Consider the following 26,712-nt stretch of genomic DNA (forward strand, 5'->3'; position numbering starts at 1 on the left):
TCTATGTGACGTACACTACCTCTGAATGTGACATTCACTGGGCATAAATTCGGGATTCTGATATCTCGATTTCCCGCGAAAGTCAATGGCGCATTCCTGAATCGTGAAGCCCGATTTCATGGCGGAAATGCACATACCGGTCGCGGCTGTGTAGCGCCCACGATGGCGGCATGTTCACCGCCGGCCGTCGAATCTCGCAGAGCTGCCGGCGCGGGTCTGGGTGCGGGATACCGCGCCGGGTGTGGAAGGCCGCGCTGCGGTGACCGGGCCGGCGTCGATGGTCCGGATCCGCAGGCCGGAGGATCTCGTCGACGCCGTCTCCCTGGAGGATGTGCGGCTGCGCATGTTCGACACGGCGGTGCCTTGGCGCGTGTTCCGCTGGTATCGGAAGCAGCAGCATTTCTCGGGCAGCTACTGGTCGGCGACGATGGAAGCCCCCGTCGGGTACGAGTCGCGGCTCGAGTACGCGAATCTGCTGCTCGCCGACTTCGACCCGCGGGTGGAGTGGATCCTCTCGCAGCCGTTCCTCCTGGAAGGCACCGACCGGGGCGCCACCCGTAAGCACATCCCCGACTATCTGCTGGCGCACACCGACGGTTCGGTGTGCGTGGTGGACGTGAAACCCACCGACCGGCTGACGCTGCCGAAGGTGCGCGAGTCGTTGGCATGGTCGCGGCGAGTTGTCGAGGCGCACGGCTGGGAGTACCGCGTGCAGTCCGAACCAGACCCGGTACTGCTGGCCAACGTGCAGTTCCTCGCCGGATACCGGCGCCCGTTCCAGTTCGTCGACACGGAGATCGCCGCTGCCGTCGACGAGGTGCGAACCCCGATGACGTTCGGGGAAGCGGTGCGCGCCGCATCCCCGATCGCGGGCGACCCGCGGGCCGCTCGTTCCCTCGTGCTGCATCTGCTGTGGAGACGGCAGCTGCGCACGGACCTCACCCATCTGTTGCACACGACGAGCCTGTTGGAGCCGACATGACCAGTCACCAGACCCTTCGCCACGGGGCGACCATCACTCACAAAGGCGAGAGCTTCACCGTGCACCGCGTGGTGGGCGGCACCGTGGTCGCCCGGGACACTCGGGGCCACACCCGCCACTTGAGGACAGCGCAGGTCCTCGAAGCGATCCAGACAGCGGCGGTCGCCGAAGCCCCGGTGGCGGAGTCACCCGCCGAAGTGACCATCCGCGCATGCGAGTCCCTTGGCGTGACGGCACCGAAGCCTCCCACGGCCGCCCCGTGGGAGACCGATGAGGTGACCGAGTATCACCGCAATGTCCAGGCGTACCTCCGGGAGGCCTTCAGCTCCCGGGTGTCCCGCAGGCCGCTTCCGGCCATCCCGCGCCCGGTGGTGCACCTGTACGCCGCCCCCGAGACCACCCCGCCGCAGGCGGCGTGACACCAGAAAGGGAAGGACTCCGATGACTGCGACATGGACACTGCAGGCCGGGTCGGAACTCGTCTACGACGGCGACCCGTGCACCATCGTCGAGATCTGCGATGGAGCGATCATCACCCGCGACCGAGCCGGCCGCACCCGCCGACTGCGGCTGGCAGAGGTGCTCCGGCCGGCGAGCGAGGGCGGCAACACCCACATCCCCGGCCACACCCGCCAGGAGCAGGACATCCCGCTGGCGGTGATCTGGTCGGATGCGACCGACTCCGTCAAGGCGAAATCCGCCGAACGCTCCGATCACATCCGCGAGGTGCTCACCGGCTACAAGTCCGGTACCCGCCACGCCGCCCGCGACGGTGAACCCCGCCTGGAGTTCCACCCGTCCCGCAGCCTGAGCGAACGGACCGCCGCGAAGGCCGCCGAACTCGGGAAGGGGAAGCGCACCATTGCACGATGGATCGCGCAATACAAGGATGCCGGGGAGGTGGGGCTAGTGGACTGCCGGAGCGCCCAGCCCGGGCAGTCGCTGGTCAACTTCGACGACCGCTGGGTCGCGGCAGCTCGGCAAGTGATCGACGAGCAGACGGCCGAGTCGAAGGTCGCCAAGAGCGTCATCATCGGTCGCATCCACGCTCGGGTCGAGCGCACGCACGGGCCCGGCGCGGTGCGGGAGCCCTCACGAAGCGCCGCGTACAAGATCCTCGACGAACTCACCCGCGGACGTGCCACCTTCTCGGGCAGCACGAAACGGAAACGGTCCAACGCGAACCGCCCGCCCGCGCCCTACGGGCGATTGTCGGCGACCAGACCGGGCGAGTACGTTCTGATGGACACCACTCCGCTGAACGTGTTCGCGGTCGCCCCGGTGACCGGCAAGTGGGTGTGCGCGGACCTCACGTTGGCGATGGACCTGTACTCGCGGTGCATCCTCGGCGTGCGGCTCACCCCCGGTTCGACGAAGTCGATCGACGTCGCCGGGGTACTGATGGAAACCTGCCAACCGTTCGACACCCCACCGGACTGGGACACCACGGCACGATGGCCGTACCACGGCCTCCCGAGCACGATCCTGGTCGACCCGACCAACACCCGGGTGCCACGATTCTTAAGAGCCGGAATCCTGCCGGAGACCATCATCGTCGACCACGGCGCGCCCTACCTGTCGGAGCATGTCACCAGTGCGTGCGCGCGGCTGGGGATCTCGATCCAGCCGGCGCGGATCTACCAACCCACGGATAAAAGCCCGGTGGAGAGGTTCTTCCGCACCCTCGACACGTTCCTGCAGGAACTGCCCGGCTACAAGGGCGCTGACGTGTCAGGTCGCGGGGACGACGCCGAGGGTGAAGCGGTCTACACGATTCCGCAGCTGGAGCAGATCATCCGCGAATGGATCGCGACCGTCTATCACCTGCGCCCCCACGACTCCCTCACCGATCCGAACCTCCCCGGGGTGAACCTCAGCCCAGCGCAGAAGTATGACCAAGGCCTCGCCGTGGCGGGGGCGTTGCGGATGCCGACCGACCGGAACGTACTGCTCGAGCTGCTGCCGGTCGTGAAGCGGCAGTTCAATCACTACGGAGTCGAGATCCACAAGCTCCGTTACACCGGCGAGTCGGTGGCGAAGTACCGCAACCGTGCCCGGTCGATCCACCGGGACAAGGGCACGGAATGGCCGTTCTTCGTGAACCCGGACGATCTCACGAGGATCTATTTCCACGACCCCGAGGACCACACTTGGCACACCCTCGAATGGGAGCATAAGGGCGCGTTCGACGCCCCGTTCAGTTTGGACGCGCTGGAGTACGCGAAGAAGATCGCGATCCGGCAGGGCCGCCCTTCCCAGGTGGATGATGTTGCCGCGCAGCTGTTGGAGGACTGGGGCGCCGGGCGCGGGTTGACTCCGTCGGAGCGGCGGATGAGTGCCCGGATGGCCGCGCAGCTGAATGACAAGGACCCGGACCCGGACGGGGTGTGGTCGCTGCGCACCGTGCAAAGGATGCTCGACGCCGAGCTGACCGCCTCGTCCGATCTCGCCACCGAGCTCACCGGTTCCGTCCGCGACCCGCGCCGACGGGTCGACCTGCCCGAGACGGGCGATGACGACGATGAGGACGACATCGACGAGCCCACCATCCGCGGCGACTACCACTTCGAGCCGATGGAGATGCTCCGATGACCACCCCCACCAGCGAACCGCAGCTGTCGACGCGCCAACGAAGCCTGTCCACCTATGAGGGCTGGACGGACTTCGCCGAACGACCCGCGCGCGGCCGCCCCGAACCGCTCACCCGCGACCAGCTCGACGGCATGTCGCCGCAGGACCGAGCCGTCTACGACCTGGAGAGGCGGGTGTGGCACGCGAACATCCTGCTGCGCACCCGGCAGGTCGAGGACATCGAACTCCAGTTGGCGGACATCCTCGATTCGAACCTGCAGGACTCCGACCGGGTGAAGTCTGCCGCGGCGATCGACGCCCCGCCGGCGCTCGGCAAGTCGACCGTGGTGAACAACTTCGGCCGCGTGTTCCACCAGCAGCGGATCGCCGAGGACGGGGAGTGGCTGGATCAGGACAGGGACGTCAGGCATCTGCCGGTGTGTCATGTCACGTTGACGGGGCGGCTGACGATCAAGGGGCTCCACATGATGATCCTCGGGTTCTACGCCCACCCCGCCACGGCCGGCATCCTGCACCGCTCCATGGCCGGTCGGGATTTGGCGCGGGCGGCGGCGGAATGCATCGAACGGCACGACACCCGGCTGGTGATCGTCGACGACTTGCACTTCCTGAACATGCGCACCCGCGACGGGGTCGAGGTCGCCAACCAACTGAAGTGGCTCGCGAACGAGTACAACGCCACCTTCCTGCTCGCTGGCGTCGCCCTCCGCGCCCGAGGCCTGGTCGGCGAAGGACACACCGGACAGGAAGCGGCAATGGCGCAGACCTTCCGCCGATGGACCGTCCTCGGGCTCAGCCCATTCACCCTCACCCACAAGAGGGCCCGGGAGGAATGGGACCGGCTGTTGTTCGGTATCGAACAGGCCCTCGTCCTCACCGATGCCCGCCCCGGGATGCTGGTTGACCTGTCCCGGTACTTGTTCGCGCGCTCGACCGGCAATATCGGCTCTCTGATGGACCTGATCCGGCGCGGGGCATCCCGGGCAATCCGCACCGGCCGGGAGGCCATCGACCGGGAACTGCTCGACGACATCCGCATCGACGAGGGCGCCGAGACCGAGCGACGTGAACTCGAGGCGAAGCTCGAACAGCAGCTGCGGAACCAGAAAGCACGACGCCGCCGCCAGAACAAGGACGGCGAGGCGGCCGCCGCATGACAACGAACAACGTATTGCGCTCGGCCGATGTGCGGGTGCTGCCGTTTCGGGTGCGGCCGCTGCCGGATGAGCCGTTTGATTCGTGGGTGGAGGCGTTGGCGGCTGCGAACCGGGCGACGATCGCGGAGGTCGGGTGCGCGCTGGGTCTGATCGAGCAGCGTCATGGGACGGCGGTGTCGGCGACATGGTGGATGGCGAACGCATGGGCGACCGAACTGACCGACGCGCAGGCGGGTCGGGTGGAGCAGGCGACGGGAATCCCGGCGGCGCAGTTTCAGGAGATGACGAGGATGCAGTTCGCGCGGCATGCGATCCGCCGCACCCGCAATGGGAGGATCAGCGTCCGGTGCGCTGCCGCGGGGACCGCAGGCCGGTTCTGCCCGGAGTGTCTGGCTGACTCGGGTGGGCGGTGGCGGATGTCGTGGCAGTTCCCGTTCGCGTTCGCGTGCACGAGGCATCGCCGGATCCTCGTCGACGCCTGCCCCTCATGCGGGCGGCATCCGCGCCAGGTGGGGCATCCGCTTGCCGTGATCCCCGTGCCCGGCCAGTGCCACAACCGGGTGCGCGGTGCGGCGGTCGGGCCGATCGCGAGCCGTTGCCGCGCCGACCTCACAGTCGACACAGATCGAATCCCGGCGTCGGAGGCGGTTCTGCATGCCCAGCGGACGATGATGCGGGTCGTGTCCACGGGGGAAGGCAGGTTCGGGATCTACGCGGACGCCCCGCAGCCCGCGGTGCGTGTCCTCGAGGATGTTCGGCTGCTCTCCCGCGCGGCTCGCGTCATGTTGAACGACGGCCAGGTTGACAGCGCGGTGCTCGGGACGGAGTTGCTCGAGCATCTGCGCAGGGGAGGCATTGACACATCCTGGTCTTCGTCGTCGACCTCGGCCGCCTCGGCCGCAGGGACGGCGATCGCCATCGCGGCATTGGGAGACACGGATCGCACGATCGAGTTGCTGCGCGGCCGCCTCGCTGCCAGCACGTCCTACACGTTGAGCACTCCGCAGGTGCAGTCGCTGATCGCGGCGTCGTTCGGTCGCACACGCCGCCCCACCGGGTTCCTCCAATCCGCTGCCCTGGTCGATGTCGACGCGGAGGAGCGGGCACGGAAGGTGCCCGCGCAGTTGTGGGACGAGTGGACGGCCGTGCTCGCCCCAGGACGAATGGATAGGGAGATCGCGGCGTCCGCTCTCGCCGCGGCCGTCGTGTTCGCCGGCACCCGGCTGACCCACGCCGCCGCCCTCGCGCTGCTGGACTCGGAAGCGCCGGTGCGGCAGGTCACCAACGTGATGCGCGAGTTCGGTCGCGGAGAACATGAACACCTCGCACTGGGAGTGATCCTTCGCCTCGTCGCCTACCTCGACAGCCATGAGCCACCGATCGACTACGCGCGCCGACGAACCCTCGACTGCAGCGCACTACTGCCCGACACGCAGTGGCGCGAGGTATGCCGCAGACACAATGTGCACGCAGGAGCGGGGCGCCGACACCGGCACGCTCGGGCGCACCTGTTCCGTCTGATCACCGGGAACCCCCTGCGAGCAATGCCAGAGGGCTGGGATGCCGCCGACGTCACCCTCCCGTCCGAGACGAGGTTCGTGGGCCACATCCCCGAGAAACTGCGCGCGGACCTCAACCGGATTGGCGACGAGTTCCTCGCCGCCCACGGCATCCACGAACCTCTCGCATGGACGCCACCGCTCGCACCGTTCGACATCGGCACGACCGTAGACGCCCCCGGCGAGCCGTCGTGGCCTCCCGCCCGGCCTGCCAGCGCTCGGATCGACGCGAGCGTCGGCGCGGACAGCATCACTGATCGGTACCGGGCCGGTTCCAGCACGTACGAGCTCGCCGGACTGGCCGGGGTGTCCCGACAGACCGTCTCCCGGCTGCTCGCTGACCGATCCACCCCGACGCGTCGTGGCCGACCGCCCATGCATGTGGTCGATGAGCGATGGCTACGACACCAGTACCTCGACCAACGGCTCACCATCGGCCAGATCGCCTCCCTCGTCGGATGCACCACCCCGACGATCAGTCGCCGACTGCGGGATGCGGGGATCCCGATCCGCCCCGCCGGGAGCGCGAGCGAAGTCGCAACCCTGCACCCGCACCCGCTCGCGGGAGCATCGCCGCTCCTGCGCCGAACCGTCAACGGGCGATACCCGATCGAGCGTGCCCGCCGGTTCCTGATCGCCGCCCGCCACAACAGCATCCGGGCCGCGGCTACCGAAATCGGGACAACCCAAAGCACCCTCAGCAAGCAGCTCGCACGGCTCAGCCGCGACGCCGGCGGTCCCCTTCTGACCGCAGGAGCCCGCGGCCGCCCCATGACTCTCACACCCCTCGGCGCGCGCCTGACCCGCGAACTCCAAAGAGTACTGCCTGACGGGAGCGTCTGCCTCGAACCGGGAAGGACGTCAGCATGACCGGCGATAACACAACCACAGGCGAGAGCCCGCTGTTCGGCGACGATGCCGCGCGGCTCGGACGCACCGTCATCGAAGAGAGCGTCGCGTACGATGTCGCCGCCGTTCGAGCGCGGTTGCGCGAGCTCTGGACCGATCCCGCCATCGATGTCTGGCTGACCAGCACCAACTCGCACCTCGATGGAGCCCGCCCCATCGACGTCCTCGCCCTGACCGGCGTGGAGACCGTGATGGATGCCATAGAGGTGGAAGTAGCCGGCGGATCACGCTGAGCTGACGCATGGGAGGCGTGGACGTCACCGTCGGGCCTGAACGTGACGACGGTGCAATGGCGGCGCAACGGGCGGATCCGCTTCCGAACAATCAAAGGAGCTCATCATGACTGAGAAGAAGCGAACCTCGCGTCGACTGCAACACGCCGCCCGGGAACGCATGAAGGCGACCGGAGAGAAATACACCACGGCACTGCAAGCAGTCATCGATGCGCCGCCGTTGCCGAGCACAGCCTCGCCCGCCGATCTACGCGAGAACCTGACATCCTCCCCTGGCGAGGATCATGCTTCCGACGACGCCCATGCCCATGACTGAGCTCGGCGGTGATAGGTCTGAGATGACCGCTGAGGGGAGCCGCAGGGTGGTGTCGAACGACGCTGAAGTGTACGAGAAGCCGTGGTCGGCACCGCATCTCGCGCCCCTGTTCACGCAGCTCACCGCTGACGAGACGGCGCCGGTGTGGGCGCGTCGCGCCGTCAAGTTCATCCACCGTCACACGCGCGAACGGGGTCAGCCGCCGACGTTCCGAGAGGTGTTCGCCGAGCTCGCCGCCCACGACCCCGATGCCGCGGCGCGTCAGGAGGCGTGGTCATCGGCGTCGGTGCGATATCTGACGATGGTGCACTGGCGACGCCGCGGTTGGATCCGCTTCAGACGGGAAGCGCGCACCCTTCGATCCGGCCCCGCGGCAGGCGAACTGTTCACACCCGGGGACACGTATGACTTGCCGCCGCGGCGGACCGACCCTTAGAGGACGTTCGGTGGCGTGTCGACAAGGTCCTCACGGAGTTGGAGCGGGTCGTGCGCGCGGCGTCAGAGCAGCCTCACCGTGGGACACGAGGGCTTCCTGTGTTGCGTGCCGCGGTTCCGAGACAGCTCCACTTCACACCGGGAGGCCCTCGCCCGTTACCAGATCACCCGCGATTCACGTAGCAACGTCCCTGGACATCACAGCTCGTGGCAGGCGAGCTCGTATCCGCTCTGCTTGGCTATGACGTGGTAGGTGACTCCTGGGTGGAGTCGGGCAGCGACCTCAAGGGCGGTGCCCCATTCGTTTGGTGTGCCTCCGGCTATCCGGTCGATGAGGATGCAGTCCGGGGTGGGGTTGGTGTTTCCGAGCCAGTAGACGTCGTGGTCGTCGACGAGATAGGACATGAGGCCAATGTCGGTCTCGACCGAGGAACCGGCGGGAATCGTGTCGAGGATTGTGGTTGCTGCCTCGGCCCGGTCGGCCGGTTCCCAAGCGCTGCGTGTGAGAAGTGACCAGAGCGGGAGTGTGGGGAGGAGCAGTGTTGCCGCGGTGACGGCGATTGCGGCGCCGTGGCGGCTGTAGCTGCGAACCCAGGCCCACCGGGTGGCGGGGCCGCGGTTGATGCCATCCAGGAGGGCGACGAACACGATCGGCATGAGGATGGCGCTGTAGTGCCAGCTCGGCCCCCAGTACCCGTGGTTGCTGGACAGGAATCGCCACCCGAGGGTCGGCAGGAGGACGAGAGCGATCGGTGACCGGAGGACGAGCCCGCCGCTGATCACCAGGATCAGCGTGAGTGTGAGCCCTTTCGATGGGTGGAAGAGGCCGGCAGGGTCGGCGAGGAGTGTGAGCGGGTTGGCGTTGGTCGCGTACGCCCAGGAGCCTTGGGGGTTGAGGATTGGGAGCACGATGAATACGGCGATCGCGAACCAGCCGATTCCCCAGATGGTGAGCCAGAGCCCGAGGGGTTTGCGCGAGCGGTAGGCGACAAGGAGCCCGATGATCGCGACGGTGAGGCCGAGGTCTTCCTTGACGAATACCAGTGGTGCCGCCCATAGAACGGTGGCGAGATCGCGGCGCTCGAGCAGCGCGCTGAGCGACAGGGTGATCAAGGGGATGGCGAGGGCGATCTCGTGGAACTGGGCTTCTGCGGCGTATTGCAGACCCCAGCTGAAGGCGAACGCGAGCCCGAGGAGGATCCCGCCCGCGACGGTGGCGAGGCTATCGGTGGCGGTACGGGTGAGGACTGCGGCAGCAACCGCGAAACACACGGCTTGGACGACGAGAAGAGTGAACGCGTGGGGTGCGACAGCGTACACGGGCGCGATCAGCGCGAGGAGGGGGTGGAAGTGATCGCCGAGGAGGTTGTATCCATCGCCTTTGATGTTCACGATGGGCGGTTGTAGCCGGGCGTAGTTGTCGAGCAACTGGGCGAAGATACTTAGGTCCCAGGACTTCACCGTGAACTGCGACCACTGCCATGCCGCGTACACGATGTAGGTTGCCGCGACGATCACCCCGACGACAAACGACGCGATCCATCCTGTGCGCGTGCGCCGATCGGGCGTCCGCGGCGCCGTGGTGGGCAGCGCCCGGATCGGGGTGATTGTCACCGTGGTGGCTCCAGGCCGAGATCGCTGCAGGCCACACCGTTCTCGTCCGGGAACACCGCGAGCGTCCCGTCACGTTGTGAGCAGACGATCAGCTCCGGCACCGGATAGATCCGCCCGTCGTTAGGGGGTGGTCCGTCGTCCTCGCCGCCGAGCACGCCGATTCGCCACACGGACTCACAGAGGTCGATCGCGCGGACAACGCGGTCGTCTCCCATGGGGGACGGATCTCCGACCTGCTGAGCGCGGCTCTGCAAAGAAGGGGACTCGTAGCAGTACGCGGAGTTGTGGCGCAGCTCCGCGGAGGCGAGAGCGATCAGAGCCCCACCCGTCGTAGCAGCGACAAGTACCCCGGCGCCGATGAAGACGCCGACCCTCTTGCGTGACCGTTTCCAGTCTGTGCGGCGCCGAACCTCACGCATGAGGTCATCGCGCATCCGGTCGTAGTTCGGCTCGTCGACGGTCATCGGTCCATCTGCTTTCTCAACGCCCCGCGCACCCGAGACAGGCGGTTCCGTACGGCCGAGTGACTGGTGTGAAGCTGATACGCGGCCTGCTTGTAGCTGAGCCCTTCGACCATGCACAGCCGAAACACGTCCTGGTCCATCGGCGGGAGAGCCGTAATGATCCTTCGGACCTGTTCGAGTTCCAGGTTCCTCGCGGCTTCGGCGTCTACTTCGCTCGGGGAGGTGAGATCGTCTTCACTCAGGACAGTCGTAACCCGCTTCGCCCTACGCCTGCTCGCCCGCTGAACGTTGAGGGCCAGGTAGTTCGCCGTGGTCAACAACCACGGCAGACAAGATGTGCCGGCCAGGTCGATACGACGGCACTTTCGCCACAACAACAAGAATGCATCTTGGGTCACTTCTTCGGCGTCTGATGAGGATTCAACCTTGCTCCGCGCGAACAGATATACCGTCCGAACGTGGCGGTCATGGAGCTCGCTCAGAGCGGTGTCATCTCCATCGCGCAGGCGCAGTAGCAGTGGCACGTCGTCTTCGACGTGATCGACCGAGGTGAGATCCTGCCGATACCGGGACGCACGCAAGGGCTCCGCCACTGCTGCCAACTCCCTCCGACACGCGAGATCTTCGACTACCCATGTTCTCCCACCCTGCGGATCTGTCGGGGCGACTGTCCGTGCGGAGCAAAGGGTCTCAGTATTCGTCGGGCTCTGGCGTGTGAGTAGCGATCCTCGCAAGGCTCTGAACGAAGATCGTCGATCCGAAGGGAACAGACCAACATCATGAAACGTCCACTCGCCGCCCTCGCCGCATCCCTGCTCATGATCGGAGCCGCCGCCGTCACGGCACCCGCGGCAACTGCAGACACCATCGACCGCACCCAGAGCTGTTGGCAGGAACTCGATACCGGGAAGTCCTTGTGCGTCGACGCCGACGCCAACCTCGCAGACGCCGTGTACGAGGCCTACGGCATCGTCTTGTCCACCCCCGACGGTGCGCTCGAAGTCAGCGACGAACTCGTCGACGGTTCCAGCAGTGCTCGCGCCGAGGTCGCACCGCTCGCCAGCACCGTCATCGGGATCTTCTACGAGCACAACAATTACGGCGGCGCGTCGTACGCAGCGAGCGTCACCCAGAATGGCTGCTACGGCTACGCCCACGGCTACACCAGCCTCGCCCCGCTCGGCTGGGACAACCGCATCACGTCGTTCAAGTCCTACTCGAACTGCAAGACCGCGATCTTCGAGAACACCAACTACGGCGGCGCGTCCTACGGCTACTACGTGAACTCGAGCAACGTCGGCGCCGCGATGAACGACCGCGCCTCGTCCATCCGTTGGGCAGCGTGACCCACGCCACCGCGAGGGCGACCGCCATGCGCCCTCGCGTCGTTGCGGCGGTCGCTGCTGTGCTGTTCGTCGTTGCGTCCGTTTGGGCAGGGCTCCCCGCCGCCGCGGCGGTGGAGGATGACCCGCTCAGCAGCTTCACGGAAGCTGAGCGAGACATGTTCGAGTCCGGCAACCCAGCTCTGCTGACCGTGGACCCCACCACTGGGGACTTCGTGGCCATCGAATCCGCACCGCCGCAGATGCAACCGTTCGGAGTGGTGCCGAACTGCAGCGGCGACCGAGCATGCTGGCAGGGCTACCTGTCACCGCACCTGTGGTACGGATTCGACGGTACCGGCGCCAGCGGGACCTGGCCCAACCGGGGCAACTTCAAGAGCAACAACTACCGAGCGAAGCTCTGCTGGTCCTACGCAGGCAACAACCCCTGCATGTCCGGATACAGTGGCCTCAACCAGACCATCACCTTCGGGACTGAAGTGACGGGAAAGAGCGTCGCACTCACCCGATAGCCCAGCCAGGTAGCGGCGGAGCGGGACAGCATCGCAACGGGTGTTCCGCTCCGCCGTTACCTCACGGTCGCCGAAGCGAATCGCTGGTGACGTTTGCCGGCTGCCCAGTGAGTTCGCGGATGGCGGTGCGTTCGATCGCGAGATCGTCCTCGAGGCTGCGGACTTGCTCGCGTAGCTGGGAGACGGTGCGCAGCAGGTCGGCGTTCTGGGCGCGGAGTCGTTCGATCTCGTGCCCGCTGTGCTCAAAGACCTTGTCAGAGATCTCCTGCCGCGCCACCCGTCATGACTCGCCCACCCGACGCCAACCAAACTTGATCAACACGGCCCAGGTGTTCGGTGGCGTGGTGGGTGGGGGGAGTCGAGCGCGGCGAGGAGTTCTTCCAGCACGACCCGCAGTTCGTTGTAGCCCATCGTGTAGAACAGGGCGTCGGATCTTGAGGTCTCGCTGCCGTCGAGGTTCGCGATGGTCTGACGGGCTTCACGGATTGCGACGTCGAGCCATGGTTCGACGTCGGGGAGCTCGCGGATCCAGGCGTCGATGACGGTGAACGGGATGGGCGCGTAGTCGTGGGCGTCGACGCCGACGTGGAACTGGTGCCCGTTCGGGCCGTGGTCGCGCGCGTGAGTGTGGCCGTGCAGCAGCGGGATCCCGTCGTCCCACCGCGGCCGGTGCGTTGTGTGCCGGTCCGACTCTTGGGAGTCGCCCTTGTAGGGGTAGTGGGAGGCGAGGATCCGGTATCCGCGCCGGGTGCCCTCGATCACCTCCGGCAGAACCGTCCACCTGGCCGCTTCGTAGAGCGGCGCGAACCGTTCGATCGCCTTCTTGGACTGTGTCGCCGGCGACACTCGGTCATGATTTCCAGGCACCAGGAATCGGCGACCATTGAGCTGCGCGGTGAGCGCGATCGATTCCTCGATGGGGCCGAGCGCGACGTCCCCGAGGTGCAGCACCACATCCGTCGGGGCGACCGTCTCGTTCCAGCGGCGAATCAGCTCAGCGTTCATCTCGTCCACCGTGGTGAATGGGCGGTCTGCGAGTTCGCTGATCCGGGCGTGGCTGAAGTGGGTGTCCGCGGTGACGTAGTCGACCTGGTCGAAGTCGAACCACGGATACTCACTCACGGCTAGCGCTCCTCGCAGGTGTGGTGTCTTGCAGGTTCTCGCGGCGTTCAGTGTTTCGGTAGATCGGGATCGATATTCCTAGAGTTCGTCGAGGTCGATCCCGAACTTCCGGGCGAGCTCGGCGAGTGGGATCTCCTCGCTATCGGCGGGACGTTCCCGGGCGATGCGGGCGATCTCCTCCGGCTCGGCCGCGTCCTCCGCGGCGGCGGCCGCTGCCAGCTCCTCGATCAGGGCATCAACGGGTGTGCCGTCGGCGGTGGCGCGACGGCGGATCTCGGCGGCGGCATGGCCGAGCGTGTACATCCGCTCCCACGGGTAGTCGCCGTGCCGGAAGGTGGCGACGGTGTCGCGGGTGTAGCTGCGCTCGTCCCCGGGGACGAGCCACCGTTCGGTGCCGTCCGAGGCGTGGAAGAAGTCGACGTAGCAGTTCCCGCACGGCATCCGATAGACGCCGGGCTCGGTGGGTGCGGACGCGGTGTTGCACGCGATCATATCGCTGATGATCCGTTCCCAGTCGATGTTCTCTTCTGCGTGCGGCACGGTGGTTCCCCTTCCCGGCAGAACAGAGCAGTCTCTCATGCCGGTGACGGGTTGTCCACGGGGACCGCGAATCAGTGCGTGTCTGGGTCGAGGGTGCGCTCGAGGTGGTCCGCGATGCTGTCCCACCAGCTTTGGTGGCGATGTCCGCTGGATAGTCCGAAGATGACGGATCCGGCGGGCATGTCCGTGCCCTGAGACGGGAGTGCGGCGACCTCGATGAAGGGGATATCGACGGACCCGGTGGCGGGGTCTGCTTCCTCGGCGATCCAGCCGGGCAGGTCGGTGCGTGGCGGGCGGAGCACCGTGAGCACGTCCGGCAGCACGGTTCGGACGAGGTTGTCGAGGTCCTTGCCGGTGTCGGCGTCCTCGAACAAGATCATCGAGATCCCGCTCGTGGACCGCATGGGGAACAACCGAGGGAACTGGTCACGTCGGGTCGCGAGCATGCGGTAGAGGTTATGCCGGAACGTGGTGCTCCCACCACGTTCCGGAAGCACCCCGAGGTGGAAGATGTACGGGCTGTAGGGTAGCCAGTCCCACACCCGACCCCACAGGTCGTGGTCGTCGACGGGCAACCGGGTGAACAGGGACGAGATGATGAGGTCCACCAGGCGTTGCTGCTGCACTTGGTCGGCGTACTCGATCTGGTGACCAAGCAGCCGGTCTTCGCCGGCGTCGCGTTCATCGTCCGGGTCGAACAGCGCCCGATAGTCCACGAGGTGATCCCGGTGGGCGCTGGCGTGGTGCGGATCCGCGTAGCGCCCGCCGTGGTCGTCGTCGAACGGGTCCCATCGTTCGTCCAGACGGGACGCTGCCCGCAGGTCAGCGAGGATGTTGGCGCGGGGTTGCGCCGTGACATACCTCATCGCCGACCGCTTCCCGGTGTCGTCCGGGAGGGGTGGGCCGGCGTCGCCCCAGAACGTGGCGAGGTCGGAGGCTGATAGTGGTTGTTGCCGCCAGGTGCGTGCGAACAGCAGCTTCACCTGCCGGTCATCGGTGTAGACCCGCCCGGCTAGTTCGTCGAGCAGCCACTTGCAGATGCTGTCGATGCGCGGACCGTTCGAGCCGGCACCGAACACGTCGATATCGAGGGCGATCGCCGCGCGGGGCTTGGGCCAGCGGGTCTGCTGCCGTGCGTGCTGGACGAGCGTGTCGGTCTCGAATGCCTCGTCGAGAAGGTCGCTGGCCTTCCGGCGGGTTCCCGCTCGGGTCTTCTTGGTCGGCGGCTCGAGCGGCAACGCCAACTGCAGCGCTTCGCTGCGGCGGCGGGCGAAGCGGATCGCTTCGGCGTGGTCGGTTCCCAGAATCCGCGCATCCGTCGTCCTGGCGGCAACTCGTCTACGGCGCCGGAGGGTCGCTGATCCCCAGATCGAGCTCCGGGGACGCGTCCGGCTCCACGTGCGGGTCGGTCTTGCGGGAAGTGGGCGCCTTGGCGGCTGCGGGGGGTGCGGGCGCCGCGCCGGAGCCGAAGAGGCGGGTGCGTGCGGCGGCGAGCATCCGGCCGTCAAGTTCCGCGGCCTCGACGAGGAACGCGACGACGTTCTCGGCGATCTTCGCGGCGATGTCGTCGTGGGCGGTGCCGAATCCGTCGGCGGTGGTGGTGCGCGCGGCGACCATGGTGGCGCTGGCCAGGTACTCGAGGTATTGCAGCGACGTGATCGTGGTGTCGCTTCGTCGCATGACCCGGGTGAACAGGTCGACCATGGCGGGGAAGTACTGCGGGAGAGGGTCGATGCTGACCGTGTCGGGGAGCTTGCCTTCCCGGCGCAGCTCGGCCAGCAGGGAGCCGAGGTTTTCTTTCTCGCGGACCTGCTCGGCACCGCCGAGTACGTACTCTTTCAGGCCGAGGGCGACATTGGACACGTGCACGCCTCGGATGGCCTGGATGGCGTGCAACGCGGCGACCAGGTAGAGCCATGCGCAGTCGAAGAGGATCGCGAGGTGCTGCGGGTTGCGGCCGTCCAGGTGGCGGCGGACCCCGCGGAGGTGTTCGACCATCTGGATCAGGTTGAGGTGCCGGTCGTAGATCCAGTAGTCGAACTCGCGGTACTCCAGCAGCGACTTCAGTTTGCGGTCCTGCTCCGCCCACCGCTCCTTCACCGTGGCGACATGGGCGCGGTCGAACAGGTGAGCCAGGGGCAGGTGGTCGACGGGCAGCACGGTCGGGTGGAGGGTTTCGAGGGCGGTGACCTCTGCGCTGGTGAGCGCCGTGATCCGCAGTCGGGTCGCGAGCTGCCGACCGCCGCGGGAGATCTCCCGCTCACGGACCATGTACGCCGAGGTGGTGGAGAAGAACTCCGACAGCCCGCGGATCCAGAACATGCGGCTGATCGCGCTGCTGCCGCCGGTCTTGCAGTCGACGATCGCCGTTTCGATTGCGGCGCCGGGGGCGAGGGTGACGCCGAGCACGTCGAGGTCGGTGTACGACTCGATGGGGGTGCGCGGGCCGGGCGTGGGGGTGCTGGAGGAGCCGAACGCGCGCAGCGGCACGTCGATGCGGGTGGAGTATCCCATCCGCCACAGCAGCCGGCGAGAGGCGACTTTCAGGCCGAGGTCCAGTTCGCTCACAGCGCGGCCCGTCCGTATGCGGCGCTGATGACGTTCTCCCACTGGGCGACGTTCATGCTCTTCTTCTCCCGGACCCGGCCGATCGTCTGCATCGGGGAGACGTACGTGCTGCCCAGCGCGAGCGCCGCGCGGGCCTGATCATCGCCGACCCGGTTCCCCGTTGACTCGCCGAAGGTGAGCAGGTCGCGGGCGAGTTCGAGCGCGGCCCGGTTGTCGGTGGAGTCGATGAACGTCGGCACCACCCACGACCCGCCGGGCATCGTGTCGGGGTCGAACCGGATCATCCCCATGCGGTGCATCAGCCCATACTGACGGCGGTGGGAACTGTGCGGGGGAAGCGAGCCGCGGTTCGGGTCCAGCCATTTGTTGATCACCCGGACCAGCTGCGCACGCTCCAGCGAAGTGGCGCCGCCGTAGTACTCGCCGCACTTCAGGCTCGCGATCACCGCGAGAGCCTTCTCCAACACCGGCTTGCGCTCGCGCAGCAGGCCCGTGTCCACGGAGTACGGCAGCACCGGGAACGACTCGGCGACCCCACCAGAGGTGTCCACCGACGGCGCCATCAGCAACCCGCCGGCGACCGCCTGGCCGATCACGTCACCGGCACGCGACAGCGGCATGCCCTGCTCGCCACGGAGGGCTGCGAACGCGTCGGCGAGTTCGTGGCCGCCGTGCGTGGCAACCAGGTCAGCGAGGGCCTCGGGGTGCTCGAACCCCATGAACGGCGAGTACGCCATCCGACCATCCTTCATATCGACCAGTCGTGCCAGGTTTGACTCTGTCGCCACATCGAGCACCTGCGGCAGCTCCGCCTCATCGAGGCCGAGCCGCGCGGAGAGTTCCTCGACCGGGATGGGCGCGGACGCCAGTCCGTCCACCAGGCCGACAACCTGCTGCTCGAGTTCGGTGGGCGCGTTGTCCCGCCAGGCGGTGCCGAGACCCTCGTACATGTTGCGGTAGATCGGGACCTGCTCGTTGAACGACACGATCCGGGTCGAGGACCTCTTGATGTTGGTGACGAACCCGGCGGCTTCCAACGAGTAGATGACGTCGTTGAACGCGTACGGGCTGACATCCAGCTGCTCGGCGGCGACCGCCCGGAGCGATTCCGCATCCGAGACCACGTCCTGCCCACGGACCAGGGCGGCCAGACTCGCCGCCATGCCGATCTTCTGCGTCTCCGTCAGCGGGGTCAGGATCGCCGAGTTCGGGTCGATGTTCCGCAGCCCCGAGTGTACGTCCTGGCACCGCAGACCCTCTTCAAACCGCTCCATCACTACCCCAATGTCCCAACGCCCCACAGCCGAATCGATTGGGATTATCCCAATTCTGGTAGCATAGTCGTCATGGAGGTTGGGGAGCGCGTCCGTGCGCGCGTTCGCGAGGTCCTCCCCGGGCGCACCCACGCGAGCATTGCAGAAGAGATCGGGATGACCCCCGATGCGTTCTCCCGCGCCGTCAACGGCAGCCGCGGCTTCTCTGCCGCCGAACTGGCCGCCCTCTCCTACGTTCTGAACACCTCGATGTATTGGCTGGCAACCGGGGAGCGCGACCCGGCAGAGGCCCTGGTGGTCGCGCGCCACGAGTTCGACCACGACACCGGCAGTCGGCACGCCGACTGGGATGACCTGAAGTCGACCGTCGAGAAGGTGTCCCTCGCTTATCGGCAGGCGCGCCTGCCTGAGAAGTCGAGCGATGTCCCCGCCGACGCGGCCACCGTTCGTGATGCGCTCGGCGACGACTTCATCCGCCCGTTCGCGGAACAACTGGCGGACGTTTACCACATCGATGTCATCCGCGTGGGCGGGTTGCGCAACGCGTGCTCGGCGAGCATCGCCGGGCGAGTCGTGATCATCCTCAACGAGACCGGCAACTGGTTCCACCAGAACTGGTCCCTCGCCCACGAACTCGGCCACGTCGCCCACGGCCACGCGAACACACCGGAACCGGCGACCGCGGCCGAGAATGACGCGCAAGAAGCCGCCGCCAATGCCTTCGCCGCGGAGCTGCTCCTTCCAGCCGACCTGCTGACGCAAGTCGATTGGGCCAACGTGTCCGGTGATGAGGTCGCCGCCAACCTGTGGCGCTGGGGGGTGTCCTCCGACGCGTTACGCCGACGCTTGGCCGCGCTGCGGTGCCCGACGTCCCCGGCCACCGATCAGATGCTGGGATGGACGACGCAGAAGATCCTGCGCCGGTATCCCGGATGGAACGACGACGGCACCGATCAGATCACCGAGCGCATGGACGCCGCCGCCTCCCGACGATTCCCCCTCGAACTGCAGGCAGCCCACATCGAGCTCATCTCCCAGGGACGCCTCCCCAAAGCGACCCTGGCGTGGATGCTGGACGTGGACGAAGACGAGATCGAGATCGACGAACCCGACACCCCCGACGCGGATATCGACGAACTTGCGCGGGCACTCGGGTTCGTGGCCACGTGAGCACCCACCTCCTCTTCCCCGACAACACCGTCCTCGTCCGCTTCGCGCGGGTCCAACGCATGGACCTGCTGGCTGCGCTCGTCCGCGGCAATGGCCGCTGGTGCGGGACCGTCGCCGGCGAATGCGACCGCAGCGCCCAGGAGCCCGGCCTCGAGACCATGGCGCAGGCACACGCTATGTTCGGCGAACCTCTGCGGCTGCAGACCGGTCAGGAGATCGTTGATACCACCACGATCCGCACCTCCCTCGCCGCCCCAGGCGACCCTGTCACACGGCATCTTGGGGAGGCGGAGACCATCTCGATCATCACCAACCGGCGGCTCACCGCGTTCTTCGTCACCGACGACCGAGACGCCGCACAACGTGCCGAAGAGCACGGCATCCGCACCTACACCACGTGGGACCTGCTCCGACTGGCCGTCCGCATCGGGGCACTTACGGCTGACGAAGCATACGACTACGTCCGCGAACTCGGCGGCCACCGCGAAAAGCTGATACAAGTGCAGACCCGCGCGGCCTGGACGGAGTGGTGCAACTCGTGAACCTGCGGTCGGTGCGCACACTGATGGGCCCAGGGATCGCGGCAGCGACCAATGAGATCGCGCATGTCAGCGAGAAGCCCAGTTCATCGGGCTGGGCGGCGTCCGGAAGAAGCATCCCCATGTCGCGGACGTGACCATGCCCATGCCGGCACCACCGATGGAACTTGCGGCGATGAAGGTCTCTGCGCTTCCGCAGCAAGGCCCTCACGATCCGACTCCCACGACGATCAGCACGACGATACCGCCAGTGTTGACTTGTCACGGATAAGAGTGCAGTGAGCAGCCCGCCGAACATGATCGGAGCCATCTAGGTGCAGCCATACCGCTTCGACATCGTCGAGCGGGATCGGGTGGACGACGTCGCCGGCGGCGACCCGGTAGTCGACGGAGACGATCACGGCGGGTGTTCTTGCAGCGAGTTCTGAGGCGACCATGTGGGCCTCGTTCATGTCGATGTCGCCGGACGCGAAGCCTCCGCCGTGCAGCCAAACGAGTTGGGGCAGGCTGTTCGTGTTCCTGCCGGGTGGCTGATATCTGCGGATGCGCACCGGCCCGTGAGGTCCCGGCACGTCTTCCTCCTCAATGGTGAGGGTCGGAGGCACCCACGGCCCCGGGTCCTCTCTGGAACGATCGAGGGATGCGATCAGGGAGGGGTCGGAGAGCAGATCAGTGAACGAATTGATGCTATCGAGGTGACGCAACTGCGTCCTCAGGTACGGATCGATCGGCATTTTCAGGTTCTTTCCTGCGCGTGCACGGTTGCGACGGCGGGCCCGGCGGCGGCGCTGTTCCCCGGCGTGGTCGAAGACTTGCTCGTCGGCGACCGTCTCGTGATGCGGTCGGGGTCGTACACGATGTTCGCGATGGACGGGATGGGGAGGCTGGGGTCGACGTGGCGGGCTGCGAGACCGCGCAGGCCCATGAACTCGAACGGTTGTGCGTCGTCGGTTCGGGTGAGGATCGAATCGCACAGTGCGATCAGGTCGCTCAGGACGGTGACGGGCATTTCGCCTGAGAGGTGCGAGACGAGGACACGGTCGTAGCGCCCCTCGAGGCGGTGAGCGAGCGCTTCCAGCATTGATCGGTATTCGGTGATGGTGCTGGATTCGGGGAGGAACAGGAAGGTGCCTTGGTTGGCGGCGTCGCCGGTGATCAGGACGCGTTCCTCGACGACGAGAAGGGTGATCGAGCCGGGTGTGTGGCCGCGTCCGTCGTGGACCTCGACGCGGAGTCCACCCAGGTCGAAGCTTGTCCCTACCTCGAGGGTGCGGAAGCTGGCCGGGTCGGGGAGGCGCTGGACGGGCCGCCCTTGTGCTGAGGCCTCGGCGTGAGCTTCCAGGGCCGGGTCGACATGGGTTCGCATGACGTCGATGTCGGCGGGGTGGAGGTACACGCGGTCGAACGCGTGGGCGCCGAACGCGTGGTCCACGTGCCCGTGGGTCAGGACCACGGTGATCGGTTTGCTGGTGAGGGATCGGACGAAGCCCCGCAGGTCGTCGACGCCGAAGCCGGTGTCGACGAGTAGTGCGTGGTCTTCGCCTTCGATGAGGTACATGAAGACCCCGAGCCGGTCTTCGATCCGGGCAATGCGGTCCGCGACGACCTGCGCGGAGAAGGGTGCCGGGTTCATGCGTGGAGAGGCCTTTCTGAGGGTGGAAGCGGTCGCGGACGGTTCGATCCGGTCGCTCGTGGCGGAATGGAACACCGCCAGGCCTGATCTGTCAGGCGGGAACGGACCTGGTGTCCGGACCGTGACTGCGTGCAATCTCAAGGACATGGGTGCCCGACGCGAGGTCGTCACGGCCCGATGGGAGCGCCCAACCCGGAGGGAGCACGACCCGAGCACGCCCGCCGACGGGCACGGTGATGGTGAGGACCGCGCCGTGACGGTGTCGCTCCCAATGGGTCGCAAGTCGACCGTAGGGGGTGTCGACGTGCGCTTCGCACCGGTCGAGGAATCCGTCAAGGTCCGGGGCGATGGCGGCGGCCCGATACCCGGGCTCGATCAGTTGGATCCCGGCGAGGCGTCGCATCATCCAGTCCACCACGCAGCCGAACGCGTAGTGATTCATCGAGGCCATCTCGACGCTGCCGTCTTCGTGGATGGCCCGCCACGTCTCCCAGATCGTTGTGGCTCCCATCTTCACCTCGTACAGCCATGACGGCGGAGTGTCCTGCAAGAGCAGCGTTCGCGCGAGTTCGGGGTGCCCGTTCTCCCAGAGCACGTCGAGCAGATAGGGGACGGAGAGGAACCCGGTGTCGAGGTGGTCGTCGGCGGCGTGCACGAGTTCGACGAGTCGGTCGGTCGCCGCCGGGACCAGCGACGCCGGGACCATGTCGAATGCGAGCGCGAGGACGTACACGCCTTGCAGTGCTGGGCTGATGCGCCCGTCGGGGCTGATGTATTCGCTGGCGAACGCGTCCCGCACGGCTGCGGCCTGGTCGCGGCTGCGGTGGGCGATGGCGTGTTCGCCGAGGATGTCCGCGGTGGAGGCGAGCAGGTCGAGGGATCGGGCCTGGAACATCGGGCCGACGAGTTCCGATGTCAGTCTGGGTGCGATCATCACGGCGTCGGCGGGGTTTTCGAGGTACCCGGCCAGGGTGGAAGGGGCGAGCCAGTCGCCGAAGTGCAGCCGGCCGTTCCAGAGCAGCTCGTGTCGAGCGGCCTGCTCGCCGCTCAAGTGGACGCCGCGTAGTCGTTCGGGCTGCAGCGCGGCGGCATCCCGTGTCTGGAAGTTCACCCAGTCGCGCATGGCCTGGAAATTCTCGGCCAGGAATCGGATGTCGCCGTAGTGTCGGTACAGCTCCCACGGCGCAACGGTGATGACGTCCCCCCAGCCGGCGGCGGCGGTGATCTGGGCGAACTCCGATCCGTCGTCTTCGAGAACGGCGAGTGCTGGCGGCTCGGGGACGATGTTCGGCACGATCCCGCCGTGGTCGCGCTGGTCCGTTCTGACGTTGCCCAACCATCGTCCGAGAAACGAGGCGACATCCATCAGGGTGGCGGCGGTTGGGGCGAAGATCTGAAGGTCGCCGGTCCAGCCGGCGCGCTCGCGCTGTGGACAGTCAGTGGGTACGGCCAGGAAGTTGGCCCGTTGGGACCAGACCGTGTTGGCAAACAGCCGGTCCAGTCGATGATCGGAGCTCGTGAATGCTGCGGTTGGCTCAAGATCGCTGGAGATCACCACGGCGGTGAAGTCCTCGGGTCGGGGGGTGCCGGGATAGCCGCTCAGCCGTACATAGCGGAATCCGTGGAAGGTGAACAGTGGTTCCCACGTCTCCCCGTCGGGTCGACCCGCCAGCACATACTCGTCGACTTGATCCTTGTTCACGCCATGGATGTTGTTGACGAAGCTTCCCGCGGAGTCGAGTGTCTCGGTGTGCTCGAGCCGCACCGTCGTGCCGGCCTCACCGCGCACCCGCATGCGGACCCGCCCGGCCAACACCTGGCCGAAGTCCACGATCGTCTCCCCGACGCTGTTCGAGGTGACGTGCCGTGCCGGGAGCTCGGCCACTCGCCGGATCGGCTCGCCGACAAATGGTGTGAGCGGCACGGTGACCGGCACCGTGCGGGAGGGTTTCCAGAGTGTCCGGTCAGTGTCGTCGAAGTCGGTCGTGTCCCAGCCGGGGATTTCCGCGTTCGCGTCGTATCGTTCCCCGATGAACAGGTCGGACCAGTCGATCGGCCCGCGAGAGGACAGCACGCCTTCATCCGGCAGGATCAGGTGGGTTCTCCCGTCGGGGTCGGTGAGTTCGAGCTGCCAGGTTGCACGGAGCCTGTCCCCGTACTGGGCGCTACGTCCGAGGAACGAGATCCGTCCCGCGTACCAGCCATCGCCGAGGATGACGCCGAGGACGTTCGGGCCCTTCGCAAGCATCCTGGTCACGTCATGCGTCATGACCGAGATGCTGCGGTGGTAGCTCTCGTACCCGGGAGCGAGGACCTCGTCTCCCACCGGTGAGCCGTTCAGGAACGGTTGGTGAACCCCCTGGCTCGTGATGCGCAGGCGTGCCCGGATGGGACGCTTCTCGAGCCAGAACCCGTGACGCAGGAAACGCGGCGGGTGGAGCCGGTCGCGCAGTGGCAAGACCGGTTTGCCCGCCTCGGCAGCCTGAGGCGAGAGCCCGAGGGGGCCTTCGGCGATCACGGTGTCCTGCTCCGGCTCCACCCAGGGCGCCTGCCAGGAGGTGGACTCGATGCCGATGCCGATGCCGAAGGTCCCCCCGCTCGTGAGACGGGCGGCATCCGAGGTCCACACTTCAAGGGTCCACGTGTAGTCCGCTCCCTCTTGGCCGACGAATCCGGGCACCCGCACCGTCACGCTATCGGGAGAGGCCACCTCACCGGTGTCAGCTGCGAGCGGTCCCGCGGCGTCGCCGGGCTCACGCCGATGGATCCGGATCCGATAGCTCCGCTGGGTCGTGTCCCTGTTGGTGCCCGGGGCGATCTGCCAACTGAACCGGGGCGACCGCACCGGCAGGGCGAGCGGGTCTTTCAGATGGTCGACCCGGAGCTTGTCGAGCCGCGGCGGTGTCGGTGACTGGGTGTTCACGAGCACTCCCTGAGGTGGCGGTTCGGGATCCTATTCGGGGACCGGTTGCGCCGCCTCGGCGTCCGGATCGAGCTCCTGCTCGACGTCGAACTCGTTGCGGGTGCGCTTGCGGAACGTGATCCATGCGATGAGCAGTCCGATCGCGGTGACGATCGCGAGGGAGAGGTACATCAGCTGCGGGCTTGCCGCCAGCAACGCGGGAGTGACCGCGGCGAGCAGGGCGGCGCAGGTCCGGGCGACCGCGTCGATGCCGCCCTGGGCGCTGGAGCGGAGCATCGTGGGGAACGACTCCTGGGTCCAGACCCGCTTGATCGCGTCGAACGCGAACGCGTTGCCCACACCGCTCAGGAACAGCACCGCCACAATGCTGACGAAATTGAACCCGAACACCACGGGGATGAGATAGGCGCTCACCATCATCACGCCACCCGCCGCGTAGTACCGCATCCGGTGCGGGCCGTCGACGACCTTCATGAACCAGATCCCCGCCAGAAGCGCGACCGGGAACACCCAGAGCGCCGCCTGCGAGAACGCCTCCACGGACACGCCCGCGAGGTTGACGGCGACATAGGCGTTGAACTGTCCGCTGGTGTTCGCCGCGAGATTCGTGAGCGTGGCGAACGCCAAGAGCGCGAGGAACGGCACGATATACGGAGCCCGGAAAAGGTCCCGGACGGCGGTCTTGTCGGCGCGGATCGTCTCCACGCCGTGGCGGCGCTCTTCCCGCGCAACCTTCCACGTCTCGGATTCGGGGATACCGAGTCGGAGCAGCAGGACGATGAGTGCGATCACCGTGAAGTGTGCGTACAGGATCTGACCGCCGAGGTACCCCATGCCGCCGACGAACGACGAGATCACAATGGTGGCGAGGATGCCGACGCCCCACAGCAGGCTCGACAGGACGACGACCGCGCCCCGGTTCTTATCCGATGCCGCTTCCGAGATCGTCGCGACGGAAACCGGGATGTCCGCTCCGATACCCAGTCCGACAAGCACCTCCCCGATCAGCAGCAACGGGAGGCTCGTCCCGAAAATCAGCAATGTCCCGCCGATCACGATCAGCGCGAGCGTCACAAGGAACACCGGACGCCGCCCGAACCGGTCGCCCAATCGACCGCCGACCAGCGCACCGATCGCAACACTGAACGTCAGCGCAGCGGAAAGTATACCGATCTCGCCAGGCGTGACACCGACGGTGTGCTGGTAGATCACCAGGGCGATACCGTTCGCCACAAGGGCGGCCGCGTCGATGTAGGACGCCATCCCTGCAACAACCGCGACCCACCACACGCTGGGTGTGCGGGACGCGGACCGAGCGAGACCGGTCATGGGGTTCTCCTTTGAACATGCACCCGAAGGTGCTGGCTGGGGTTGCTGCTGGGCTCAGACCTTGTTCGAAGTCTGTGTCTCGTGTAACCGCCCATGGTTACACGTGTAGTCCACGTTGAACCAACGTGTAACCTTTTGTCAAGTGGTGGAATCGAGGGGGAGTCATGCCGAGGACCCGAGTGTCGAGCGAAGACATCGCGAAGGCCGCTCAGGTTTCCCGAGCGACCGTGAGTTACGTCCTGAACGACAAGCCCGGCCGGCGAATCAGCGAAGCCACGCGCGAACGCGTTCTTCGAGCCGCGCGGTCGCTCGGCTATGTGCCCGATCCAGCGGCCATCGCGCTGCGGTCGGGGCGTTCCCGCATTGTGTTGTTGCAGGAGTACTCCAGGGTTCCGCCCGAGGGTCGTGACGTTCTCGCGATGGGCTCCACCGGCGGGCTGCTGCGAGATGCCGTCGCTCGGGAGGTCCAGTCGTGGGGGATGGTACTGGTGTCCTGTGGCGTCGACTTTCCGCTCGTTACCGCGCTGAAGTATCTAACCCCGGGCCTCGTGCTCGCACCCGGGGGGCTGTCGGCGGATGACCGCGCGGCGGTCGAGCAGGCAGGCATACCCTGGTCGGGATGCATGCCAGACGGCCGGGGACTTCTGAGTATGCTCACTGACGCATTGGCGCTTCAGCAGGTGGCGCACCTGAAGGAACAAGGTCACGATCGCATCGGATATGTCAGCAGCAACCTCGATGAATTGTCCGACATGGCGCGGCAACGCCGGGCAGCGATCTTTGATGCATGCTCCAACCTTGGCGTCGAGTGCGCCGAGACCTTCGACATCGACAGGGCAGATGAACGAGCGATATCGGACTGCGTGAGCATGCTCCCGGCATGGAGAGAAGCGGGCATCACGGCTGTAGCCGCGTTCAACGACATCTGCGCCGCGGTCGTACTCCGGGCAGCCTACGAACTGGGTTGGGACGTTCCGGACACCCTGGCGGTGGTCGGGGTCGATGATGAACCGCTTGCAGCGTTGCTCGACCCGCCGCTCACGACCGTGCGCCTCCAAATGGCCGACTTCGGTGCCCACCTCGCCGCGCGAGGTCGGGCCGAGTTGGACAAAGAACCGCTGCCTGCGTTTCCCACCGATCTTACCCCGCTCATCCGACGCCGCAGCACGTAGCTGCGCCTTCAGCGTCCTCGCTGGGGCTGCGGGAACTCATCGATCACGAAGACCGGCAACACGCATGCGCGCCGGCTGCTGGTCGAAGCGGCCTGGCATCACCGGAGGCCCTACGGGCCTGGTGCGGTCATGAAAGCTCGGGTGGGCGCAAGCACCCGGAATGGCTGTCGCCCGCGACGGCGCCGACAGCCACCGTCTGCATCGCAAGGGGCAGCAGTTCACTGTGCGCACGAAGGTCAAGTCCCGTGGCGTGGTGTCATTCCGTTGCTTCCTGAGGGTGGGTGGTGGTCAGGCGGTGAGGTAGAGCTCGGGACGTGCGGGCTCGG

General features: G+C 66.7%; 26 protein-coding genes. 13 read left to right on the top strand and 13 right to left on the bottom strand.

What is annotated here, in order from left to right; genetic code table 11:
- Positions 1-259 precede the first annotated feature (259 nt).
- The 8 genes from ACH3VR_RS21160 to ACH3VR_RS21195 all read left to right on the top strand — a co-directional run bounded on the left by ACH3VR_RS21160 (position 260) and on the right by ACH3VR_RS21195 (position 8,184).
- A complete protein-coding gene (locus tag ACH3VR_RS21160; RefSeq protein ID WP_397558317.1) occupies positions 260-982 on the top strand; it encodes a TnsA-like heteromeric transposase endonuclease subunit in 723 nt (240 codons plus the stop codon).
- A complete protein-coding gene (locus ACH3VR_RS21165; protein ID WP_397558318.1) occupies positions 979-1,401 on the top strand; it encodes a hypothetical protein in 423 nt (140 codons plus the stop codon). Before ACH3VR_RS21160 ends, ACH3VR_RS21165 begins: the two co-directional genes overlap by 4 nt.
- Before the next feature lie 22 nt (positions 1,402-1,423).
- The gene (locus ACH3VR_RS21170; RefSeq protein WP_397558319.1) at positions 1,424-3,574 is read left to right on the top strand and encodes an integrase; all 2,151 of its coding nucleotides are present in this window, start codon (positions 1,424-1,426) and stop codon (positions 3,572-3,574) included.
- The gene (locus ACH3VR_RS21175) at positions 3,571-4,731 is read left to right on the top strand and encodes a TniB family NTP-binding protein (protein ID WP_397558320.1); all 1,161 of its coding nucleotides are present in this window, start codon (positions 3,571-3,573) and stop codon (positions 4,729-4,731) included. Before ACH3VR_RS21170 ends, ACH3VR_RS21175 begins: the two co-directional genes overlap by 4 nt.
- A complete protein-coding gene (locus tag ACH3VR_RS21180) occupies positions 4,728-7,160 on the top strand; it encodes a TniQ family protein (RefSeq protein ID WP_397558321.1) in 2,433 nt (810 codons plus the stop codon). The genes ACH3VR_RS21175 and ACH3VR_RS21180 overlap by 4 nt, the downstream gene beginning before the upstream one ends.
- The gene (locus ACH3VR_RS21185) at positions 7,157-7,432 is read left to right on the top strand and encodes an antitoxin Xre/MbcA/ParS toxin-binding domain-containing protein (RefSeq protein ID WP_397558322.1); all 276 of its coding nucleotides are present in this window, start codon (positions 7,157-7,159) and stop codon (positions 7,430-7,432) included. Before ACH3VR_RS21180 ends, ACH3VR_RS21185 begins: the two co-directional genes overlap by 4 nt.
- Before the next feature lie 106 nt (positions 7,433-7,538).
- Complete coding sequence (locus ACH3VR_RS21190) at positions 7,539-7,748, top strand: hypothetical protein (protein ID WP_397558323.1); 210 nt, start codon at positions 7,539-7,541, stop codon at positions 7,746-7,748.
- A 46-nt stretch (positions 7,749-7,794) separates the two neighbouring features.
- Complete coding sequence (locus tag ACH3VR_RS21195; RefSeq protein WP_397558324.1) at positions 7,795-8,184, top strand: hypothetical protein; 390 nt, start codon at positions 7,795-7,797, stop codon at positions 8,182-8,184.
- Positions 8,185-8,381: 197 nt separating this feature from the next.
- Here ACH3VR_RS21195 and ACH3VR_RS21200 read toward each other — a convergent pair whose 3' ends face one another.
- The 3 genes from ACH3VR_RS21200 to ACH3VR_RS21210 are packed head-to-tail and all read right to left on the bottom strand — an operon-like array spanning position 8,382 to position 10,854.
- Positions 8,382-9,797, bottom strand: a complete 1,416-nt coding sequence (locus ACH3VR_RS21200) for a DUF2079 domain-containing protein (protein ID WP_397558325.1) — start codon at positions 9,795-9,797, stop codon at positions 8,382-8,384.
- Complete coding sequence (locus ACH3VR_RS21205) at positions 9,794-10,261, bottom strand: hypothetical protein (RefSeq protein WP_397558326.1); 468 nt, start codon at positions 10,259-10,261, stop codon at positions 9,794-9,796. Before ACH3VR_RS21205 ends, ACH3VR_RS21200 begins: the two co-directional genes overlap by 4 nt.
- Positions 10,258-10,854, bottom strand: a complete 597-nt coding sequence (locus tag ACH3VR_RS21210) for an RNA polymerase sigma factor (protein WP_397558327.1) — start codon at positions 10,852-10,854, stop codon at positions 10,258-10,260. Before ACH3VR_RS21210 ends, ACH3VR_RS21205 begins: the two co-directional genes overlap by 4 nt.
- A 186-nt stretch (positions 10,855-11,040) precedes the next feature.
- Between ACH3VR_RS21210 and ACH3VR_RS21215 the strand changes: the two genes are divergently transcribed.
- Positions 11,041-11,607 carry a hypothetical protein gene (locus ACH3VR_RS21215; RefSeq protein ID WP_397558328.1) on the top strand — a complete coding sequence of 189 codons (567 nt, stop codon included), beginning with the start codon at positions 11,041-11,043 and terminating at the stop codon, positions 11,605-11,607.
- A complete protein-coding gene (locus ACH3VR_RS21220) occupies positions 11,604-12,116 on the top strand; it encodes a hypothetical protein (RefSeq protein ID WP_397558329.1) in 513 nt (170 codons plus the stop codon). The genes ACH3VR_RS21215 and ACH3VR_RS21220 overlap by 4 nt, the downstream gene beginning before the upstream one ends.
- Positions 12,117-12,177: 61 nt before the next feature.
- On the opposite strand, the gene ACH3VR_RS21225 is transcribed toward ACH3VR_RS21220, so the two are convergent.
- The 6 genes from ACH3VR_RS21225 to ACH3VR_RS21250 form a co-directional block, all read right to left on the bottom strand.
- Complete coding sequence (locus ACH3VR_RS21225; protein WP_397558330.1) at positions 12,178-12,393, bottom strand: hypothetical protein; 216 nt, start codon at positions 12,391-12,393, stop codon at positions 12,178-12,180.
- A 38-nt stretch (positions 12,394-12,431) separates the two neighbouring features.
- The gene (locus tag ACH3VR_RS21230) at positions 12,432-13,238 is read right to left on the bottom strand and encodes a metallophosphoesterase (protein WP_397558331.1); all 807 of its coding nucleotides are present in this window, start codon (positions 13,236-13,238) and stop codon (positions 12,432-12,434) included.
- Between the two features lie 78 nt (positions 13,239-13,316).
- Positions 13,317-13,778: a zinc ABC transporter ATPase gene (locus tag ACH3VR_RS21235; RefSeq protein ID WP_397558332.1), complete on the bottom strand. Its 462-nt coding sequence runs from the start codon at positions 13,776-13,778 to the stop codon at positions 13,317-13,319.
- A 71-nt stretch (positions 13,779-13,849) separates the two neighbouring features.
- Complete coding sequence (locus tag ACH3VR_RS21240) at positions 13,850-15,022, bottom strand: hypothetical protein (protein WP_397558333.1); 1,173 nt, start codon at positions 15,020-15,022, stop codon at positions 13,850-13,852.
- 94 nt (positions 15,023-15,116) lie between these two features.
- Positions 15,117-16,346 carry a hypothetical protein gene (locus tag ACH3VR_RS21245; protein ID WP_397558334.1) on the bottom strand — a complete coding sequence of 410 codons (1,230 nt, stop codon included), beginning with the start codon at positions 16,344-16,346 and terminating at the stop codon, positions 15,117-15,119.
- Positions 16,343-17,620, bottom strand: a complete 1,278-nt coding sequence (locus ACH3VR_RS21250; protein WP_397558335.1) for a hypothetical protein — start codon at positions 17,618-17,620, stop codon at positions 16,343-16,345. Before ACH3VR_RS21250 ends, ACH3VR_RS21245 begins: the two co-directional genes overlap by 4 nt.
- Positions 17,621-17,692: 72 nt before the next feature.
- Between ACH3VR_RS21250 and ACH3VR_RS21255 the strand changes: the two genes are divergently transcribed.
- Both ACH3VR_RS21255 and ACH3VR_RS21260 read left to right on the top strand, forming a co-directional pair.
- Complete coding sequence (locus ACH3VR_RS21255; RefSeq protein ID WP_397558336.1) at positions 17,693-18,790, top strand: XRE family transcriptional regulator; 1,098 nt, start codon at positions 17,693-17,695, stop codon at positions 18,788-18,790.
- On the top strand, positions 18,787-19,332 hold the full coding sequence (locus ACH3VR_RS21260; RefSeq protein WP_397558337.1) for a hypothetical protein: 546 nt from the start codon (positions 18,787-18,789) through the stop codon (positions 19,330-19,332). Before ACH3VR_RS21255 ends, ACH3VR_RS21260 begins: the two co-directional genes overlap by 4 nt.
- A gap of 227 nt (positions 19,333-19,559) precedes the next feature.
- Here ACH3VR_RS21260 and ACH3VR_RS21265 read toward each other — a convergent pair whose 3' ends face one another.
- The 4 genes from ACH3VR_RS21265 to ACH3VR_RS21280 form a co-directional block, all read right to left on the bottom strand.
- Entirely contained in the window at positions 19,560-20,063 is a 504-nt protein-coding gene (locus ACH3VR_RS21265) for an alpha/beta hydrolase (RefSeq protein WP_397558338.1), read from the bottom strand.
- A gap of 2 nt (positions 20,064-20,065) precedes the next feature.
- Positions 20,066-20,962: an MBL fold metallo-hydrolase gene (locus tag ACH3VR_RS21270; RefSeq protein ID WP_397558339.1), complete on the bottom strand. Its 897-nt coding sequence runs from the start codon at positions 20,960-20,962 to the stop codon at positions 20,066-20,068.
- 91 nt (positions 20,963-21,053) lie between these two features.
- A complete protein-coding gene (locus ACH3VR_RS21275) occupies positions 21,054-23,891 on the bottom strand; it encodes a family 78 glycoside hydrolase catalytic domain (protein ID WP_397558340.1) in 2,838 nt (945 codons plus the stop codon).
- A gap of 24 nt (positions 23,892-23,915) precedes the next feature.
- On the bottom strand, positions 23,916-25,214 hold the full coding sequence (locus ACH3VR_RS21280) for an MFS transporter (protein WP_397558341.1): 1,299 nt from the start codon (positions 25,212-25,214) through the stop codon (positions 23,916-23,918).
- A gap of 179 nt (positions 25,215-25,393) precedes the next feature.
- Between ACH3VR_RS21280 and ACH3VR_RS21285 the strand changes: the two genes are divergently transcribed.
- Positions 25,394-26,386 carry a LacI family DNA-binding transcriptional regulator gene (locus ACH3VR_RS21285; protein WP_397558342.1) on the top strand — a complete coding sequence of 331 codons (993 nt, stop codon included), beginning with the start codon at positions 25,394-25,396 and terminating at the stop codon, positions 26,384-26,386.
- Positions 26,387-26,712 lie beyond the last annotated feature (326 nt).

The organism is Microbacterium alkaliflavum, from assembly GCF_044325405.1.
GTDB classification, from domain to species: domain Bacteria; phylum Actinomycetota; class Actinomycetes; order Actinomycetales; family Microbacteriaceae; genus Microbacterium; species Microbacterium alkaliflavum.

Bases quoted from the DNA above. Each gene is read 5' to 3' on its own strand.
- ACH3VR_RS21165 (WP_397558318.1), top strand. From the start codon at position 979: ATGACCAGTCACCAGACCCTTCGCCACGGGGCGACCATCACTCACAAA.
- ACH3VR_RS21170 (WP_397558319.1), top strand. From the start codon at position 1,424: ATGACTGCGACATGGACACTGCAGGCCGGGTCGGAACTCGTCTACGAC.
- ACH3VR_RS21175 (WP_397558320.1), top strand. From the start codon at position 3,571: ATGACCACCCCCACCAGCGAACCGCAGCTGTCGACGCGCCAACGAAGC.
- ACH3VR_RS21180 (WP_397558321.1), top strand. From the start codon at position 4,728: ATGACAACGAACAACGTATTGCGCTCGGCCGATGTGCGGGTGCTGCCG.
- ACH3VR_RS21185 (WP_397558322.1), top strand. From the start codon at position 7,157: ATGACCGGCGATAACACAACCACAGGCGAGAGCCCGCTGTTCGGCGAC.
- ACH3VR_RS21190 (WP_397558323.1), top strand. From the start codon at position 7,539: ATGACTGAGAAGAAGCGAACCTCGCGTCGACTGCAACACGCCGCCCGG.
- ACH3VR_RS21205 (WP_397558326.1), bottom strand. From the start codon at position 10,261: ATGACCGTCGACGAGCCGAACTACGACCGGATGCGCGATGACCTCATG.
- ACH3VR_RS21215 (WP_397558328.1), top strand. From the start codon at position 11,041: ATGAAACGTCCACTCGCCGCCCTCGCCGCATCCCTGCTCATGATCGGA.
- ACH3VR_RS21250 (WP_397558335.1), bottom strand. From the start codon at position 17,620: ATGGAGCGGTTTGAAGAGGGTCTGCGGTGCCAGGACGTACACTCGGGG.
- ACH3VR_RS21255 (WP_397558336.1), top strand. From the start codon at position 17,693: ATGGAGGTTGGGGAGCGCGTCCGTGCGCGCGTTCGCGAGGTCCTCCCC.
- ACH3VR_RS21265 (WP_397558338.1), bottom strand. From the start codon at position 20,063: ATGCCGATCGATCCGTACCTGAGGACGCAGTTGCGTCACCTCGATAGC.
- ACH3VR_RS21270 (WP_397558339.1), bottom strand. From the start codon at position 20,962: ATGAACCCGGCACCCTTCTCCGCGCAGGTCGTCGCGGACCGCATTGCC.
- ACH3VR_RS21280 (WP_397558341.1), bottom strand. From the start codon at position 25,214: ATGACCGGTCTCGCTCGGTCCGCGTCCCGCACACCCAGCGTGTGGTGG.